This window comes from Devosia sp., assembly GCF_028290645.1.
Lineage (GTDB): Bacteria > Pseudomonadota > Alphaproteobacteria > Rhizobiales > Devosiaceae > Devosia_A.
In genome coordinates, this window is sequence record NZ_JAQGJL010000060.1 from 1 (window position 1) to 5,287 (window position 5,287).

Annotated in this window: 6 protein-coding genes; all 6 read right to left on the bottom strand. The window is 62.4% G+C overall.

Translation table 11 applies throughout. The features are described from left to right. The coding region (locus JWQ89_RS03300) for a hypothetical protein (RefSeq protein ID WP_299638377.1) at positions 1-189 on the bottom strand (189 nt) is incomplete at its 3' end. Positions 190-341: 152 nt separating this feature from the next. Next, positions 342-1,352 carry a glycosyltransferase family 2 protein gene (locus tag JWQ89_RS03305; RefSeq protein WP_299638379.1) on the bottom strand — a complete coding sequence of 337 codons (1,011 nt, stop codon included), beginning with the start codon at positions 1,350-1,352 and terminating at the stop codon, positions 342-344. Beyond that, positions 1,349-2,638 carry a glycosyltransferase family 4 protein gene (locus JWQ89_RS03310; protein ID WP_299638381.1) on the bottom strand — a complete coding sequence of 430 codons (1,290 nt, stop codon included), beginning with the start codon at positions 2,636-2,638 and terminating at the stop codon, positions 1,349-1,351. The genes JWQ89_RS03305 and JWQ89_RS03310 overlap by 4 nt, the downstream gene beginning before the upstream one ends. Next, positions 2,635-3,918, bottom strand: coding sequence for a polysaccharide biosynthesis C-terminal domain-containing protein (locus JWQ89_RS03315; protein ID WP_299638383.1), 1,284 nt, complete (start codon positions 3,916-3,918; stop codon positions 2,635-2,637). Before JWQ89_RS03315 ends, JWQ89_RS03310 begins: the two co-directional genes overlap by 4 nt. 14 nt (positions 3,919-3,932) lie before the next feature. Further along, positions 3,933-4,940: a UDP-glucose 4-epimerase GalE gene (gene galE, locus JWQ89_RS03320; protein WP_299638385.1), complete on the bottom strand. Its 1,008-nt coding sequence runs from the start codon at positions 4,938-4,940 to the stop codon at positions 3,933-3,935. 11 nt (positions 4,941-4,951) lie between these two features. Further along, positions 4,952-5,287: WecB/TagA/CpsF family glycosyltransferase (locus tag JWQ89_RS03325; RefSeq protein WP_299638387.1), on the bottom strand; the 336-nt coding region annotated here is incomplete at its 5' end.

Genomic DNA, 5,287 nt, shown 5'->3' on the forward strand with positions numbered 1-5,287 from the left:
GAAGTAGTACAGGGCAAACTGGACGATATGGTTCGACTGCGACACTGCGTACCGGTCCATGCTGCCGCCCACCGTCTGCAGCCCGATGACGATCGCGCAGTAGCCTATGAACACGACAAGCAGGGGCGAAAGCTTTGGCAATAGTAGCGGCCGGTTCAGCACAGAGACCAGAGAGACGAGCAGCAGCATGCCCACACTTAGCGGCCGACTCACCATAGCGTATGGCCAGCAACACAGGAGGACAAACAGTGCCGAGTTGGTCCATTCGCTCACGCGATGATGCTGGTCGGTTGCCGCATGAGCGAACGACGGCGTAGCTGCGCCCGACACTGCCATAGTCATCATTCCCCCTCCGACCACGCCGGCGTCGGTGGCATAAGGTCGGTGACAGAGACCGACACGGAGCCCTTGGGAGCCACGGAGGCGACTATCCTGTCTGCCACCGACCGCGCGAAGAATGCGAGCGTGCTTAGGGCGCCGGGGGGATCTTCCGAGCCGGACAGTGCCATCGCAAACCTGAGGTGCGACACCGCACTCGCCGCATCCTTTGGGCCCATGCGCGAACCCACTATGCGTAGGTAGAGCTTGCTGAGCCCCACCGCGAAGCGCTTCCGCTCTCGTCTTTCGAGGAAAGCCTGGCCCGCGCTGTCGCGCGTGATGTCGAGGAAGAGCTGGCAGCTCTTTCTCAGGCGTTGCGTGTTGGCCTTTGCGGCGCCTGAGATCGAATGAGCGTGGATACGATAAACGGCCAGCGGCTCCGCAATGACGAATGCACCTGCCCCACGCGTCGCCCGCAGAAGAAACTCCCAGTCCGCGTTCCAGATGCGTGGGTCCGGCGGAGAAGCAGCCGCGGCCAGCGATCGGCGCACCAGCATGCCCGGGGTACGGAAGAATATCCTGCCTAGCAGACGCCTGCGAAATGTATCGGCGGACAGCCGTTCATCCTGGGGGGCGATGCTCCGAAGTGCGATCGTGCCGCCTTCCATGCGGTAGTCGTAGACCGAGCTGACCACCATCCCTACGTCTTCGTCGAGCGCCCTTTCGACACGCGAGAAATAGTTCGGCAATAGCCAATCGTCAGCGTCTAGGTTCACAATGAACTCGCCCCGCGCTTCCTGCATCGCGCGACCCCAACTATATGGGTGCCCGCGGTTGCTCCCGTTGCGCAAATATCGGATGCGTCCCCGATAGCGGGTCGCAATTGCAGGCGTATCGTCAGTGCTGGCGTCGTCGACAAGAATGACTTCAACGTCGTCGCGTTCCTGCGTCAGGATGCTCTCTAGCGCGATCGGCAGCATCGCTCCATAGTTGAAGCACGGGACAACAACGCTGAAGCGGGGGGGCTTGTTCACTTGCGTTCATCCGCAGAAGGAGACTGCAGGACGGCTTCTGGGACCAGAGAGTCATCGTCGGGCACGCCGTAGACGTTGCGGACTCGCGATGCCCACGACTGTTGTTCCGCCCAATGTCTTGCATTGCTGCTCAGCCGCGTCCAGGCGCCTGGGTCGCCGGCCAACCGGATCATCGCGGTGGCCATTTCATCGATGACCGGCGCTTCCCCCCTGCCTCGCACTGGGACCTTGATACCGAAACTCGGGTCGACCAGAACGCGGGAGGCGCCGAGATCAAGGCATACGATCGGCAGCCTGTGAGAAGCCGCCTCGTAAATGACGTTGGCGCCCGCGTCGTGGAGACTTGGGATCAGGAGGATGTCGTGTGCCGCATAGACCTCTCCCATCTTGTGGAAGTCGACCCGGTCGATCCACCGCACATGGTCGGCAATGCCGAGCCGCTGTGAAATTCTCTGCCAGGTCCGTCGCTCGGGCCCGCTGCCGACGATGGTGAGTTGCGACTTTGGAAAGGCTGCAACCAGCCTGGCAAATGCGGGCAGACCGAGGTGCATGCCTTTCCAATACAGATTGCGCCCCACATAGAGGACTCGCGGCGTATTCTGGACCGGCTCCCGAGGGTTTTCGTCTTCGCGACCGCAGTCAATGCCGACCTCGCGCTCCAGCAAGACCTTGTGGCGATGGCGCGCGGGTACGAGGGGAACGCTGTCCGGCGTACGAAGGACAATCTTCGTCGCCCGATCAAATGCGAATTGGATCAAGGGATCGTAGCGTACGAGCGCGTTCGAGAGGTCGCGCAACCCGTCTACGACTTTGCCGCGCATCGGGTAGCCACGCCTCAACGCTCTGGGCGCGGTCTCGCCGCCGCCGACAGGTCCGAAGATCATCGGAACCCCCAGTGCCCCAAGAAACGTCGGGAAGCGGATGCCACCGAAGGTGATGTGGTGAACGAGATCGAAGGCCTGCTCGCGGTGCAACCGACGAGCCACCATCAGGGCATGCAACTGCCAGACATAGATGTAGAAGTAACCGATCGGCTTGCCGAGACCGTAGAAACTGGCCCACGGCGCCAAGTCGACGTAGATGAATCGCACCAGCCCCGCAGTATCGGCTGCGTCCTTGGCCGCCTCGATCTCCGACTTGTAGCGGCGCCTTGTTAGGACCGTGACATCGTGACCGAGGCGGGCAACTTCGAGCACCCAGCGCCAGCCGACCCCATCTTCCGAGCCACGCAAGGGGGAGCAGGCGAAGGCCGACAGCAGAACCCGCTTGCGCACGACACTACTCATTGCACGAACTCCCGGCGGACCTTTGCGTATTGTAGCGCCAGTAACCCTGCGCTGACGATCTGGGCGATAGCCATGCCGGCCAGTATTCCAGCGATCCCAAAATGCTGGACCAGCGGCAACACGATCACGAGTGCCACGAGCACTGTCGCCGTCAGGCTTAGTGCTATTGCTCGTGTTCGCTCCACTGCCCGCAGCGGAAAGGTGAGCATGCTAAACAGGAGATAGGGCACCCAGATCCCGCACAATGCCTGCATCACCCAAGCATGGGACGCCGCCTCAGCGCCCACCGTTAACGCGAGCAGGGGCTGCGCAAGTATCGCGAGGCCCGCCATGATCAGTAGCATGCCGCCCGCCACCGCGGTGGCGAGTCGGGCATACTCTTGCAATGCTCGGTGCCAGCCGTACCGGCTCGCCATCTCGCCGATGCGCCTGGGGAGGATGTGCTCCAGCGCGAGAAACAACGGATGGACCACGCCGATCAGGGTTTGGCCGGTCCTCACGAGACCCACCGCTTCGGTACCAACAACCGCTGAACCGACCAGAATGAAGATGTTGTCGTCGACCAGTTGCAGGGCGGCCGAGGCGGAGAGCCATTTCCCCGTTCGGGCAATGCGGCGTGCCCAGTGCGAAAAACCAGCGAGTGTAATGGCGCTGAGGGTCGGCAAGGAAACCACAGCAAGACCCGCGAGGGCGATTGCATAGGCGATGGCCAGAACAAGCATTGCGGAACTGACCGCCTGGGGACCGGCAAAGTTACCCAGCCAGAACAACATCGAACCGAGGGCCCCGAAGCGCAGAACATCAAAGACCCACACGACCGTAAGCTCGCGGTTGAACAACAGCAGGCGGCGGGCGAAATCGTTCAGGACCATGGTCGCGAACAGCGCCGCGAAAGGGAGCAGCAGCAGCCGATGCGTGTTGTCAGTCGCTGTCAGCCCCAGCTGCACGAGCCCGATTACACCGATGCCCACCAGGAGGCCGAGCCCCACCAGCGCGCCGGCGGTCGAAAGCAACCCACGGCGCGACTCGCCGTTTTCCGACGCGGCGATCGAGACAGCCGGCATGACCAGCGCAGCAGCCAGGAATGCCACCGCACTTTGCGCCACGATGAAGTAGATGGTGAAATGGCCGAACTCGGCCAGGCCCAGCAGGCGTACCAAGGCGATGGTGAGGACAAAGTTGCAGGCACTGTTGAAGACCTGGTTGAGGATCACCGGCAGGGTTGCTGCAATCGCCGCAAAGGGTTGGAGCCCCGATTTTCCAAGCGCTAGCTGCAGCATCCGGACTGGCCCCACTACCCGGCTACTTGCTGTGCTTGCCATGGATTGCCGCCACCGACCCGTTGTTCCCAGTTCCAGGCCGAGCGAATGATCTCATCGATGCTCGAGTGCCTCGCCGACCAGCCTAGAGTGTCCCTAGCCCTGGTGGCGTCCGCCCACAGCGCAGGCGGATCGCCCGGGCGCCTTGGCATGTCGCGAGATGGTACGACACGTCCAAGGGTGTTTTCGACCACCCGAACGATGTCGCGAACGCTCATCGGGGTACCCGCCCCAAGGTTGAATGCGTCCGACGAACCGCCGCTGGCGAGATACTTGAGGGCAATCAAATGTGCCTCGGCAACGTCCGACACATGGACGTAGTCGCGCAGGGCCGTACCGTCCGCGGTCGCATGGTCGGTCCCGAATACTAAAAGCGGGTCCGCTCCCCCCGCTGCAGCGCGGAGGACAAGGGGAATGAGATGGGTCTCATCGGCGTGCATTTCGCCGATCTCCCCATCGGGATCGGCACCCGCGACGTTAAAGTAGCGCAGCGCCACCCATTTGGTTCCAAATGCTGCCTCGGTCCAACGTAGCAGCTTCTCGCAAACCAGCTTGGTCTCGCCATACGGGTTGGAGGGCCGCTGTGGCATATCCTCGGTGATCGGCAAGTCTGGCGGGATTCCGTAAGTCGCGCAGCTTGAGGAAAAAACCACAAAGCGCGTCCCAGCGCGCATCGCGGCTTGCAGCAGGCTCAAGGTCCCCCGGACATTGTTGTCGAAATACCCGAACGGGTCGGACATCGAATCCTTGACGATGGCAGAGGCGGCAAGATGAATGATGGCGTCCGGTGCGATCTGGGCCAGAACGGGTGCAAGAGCAGCGCCGTCGCGAATATCGACGACATGCAGTGGGCCCCATTTGACGGCCTCCCGATGCCCGGTGATGAGGTTATCGACGGCGATAGGCTGATGTCCGGCGCGCGCCAGGGCCTTGCAGGTATGGCTGCCGATATACCCGGCCCCACCGGTGACGACCACTTTCATCGCGCTTACCCTCATCCGTATTTCAGCGGCTCTGTTGGGAGTTGCTCGCGGGCGAACCATTGCGACATCAATCCCAGTTTCTGGGCAACCAGAAGCATGCAGTATAGGGAATTGAGAAACAGATAGCGCCGCCAAAGCCGGCGCGGCTCCTGGGCCAGCCGGAAGAGCCATTGCAGGCCGGCGCCCTGCATCCAGCCGGGCGCTTCCTTCATCCCGGCGCCGAAATCGAAGGCAGCGCCTACCGCCAGCACCGGCATTTGCAGCGCTCCGGCGTGTTCATAGGCAAACACCTCCTGGCGCGGGCAGCCCAGGCCGACAAAGACCATCCGGGCGCCGCTCGCCTTGAT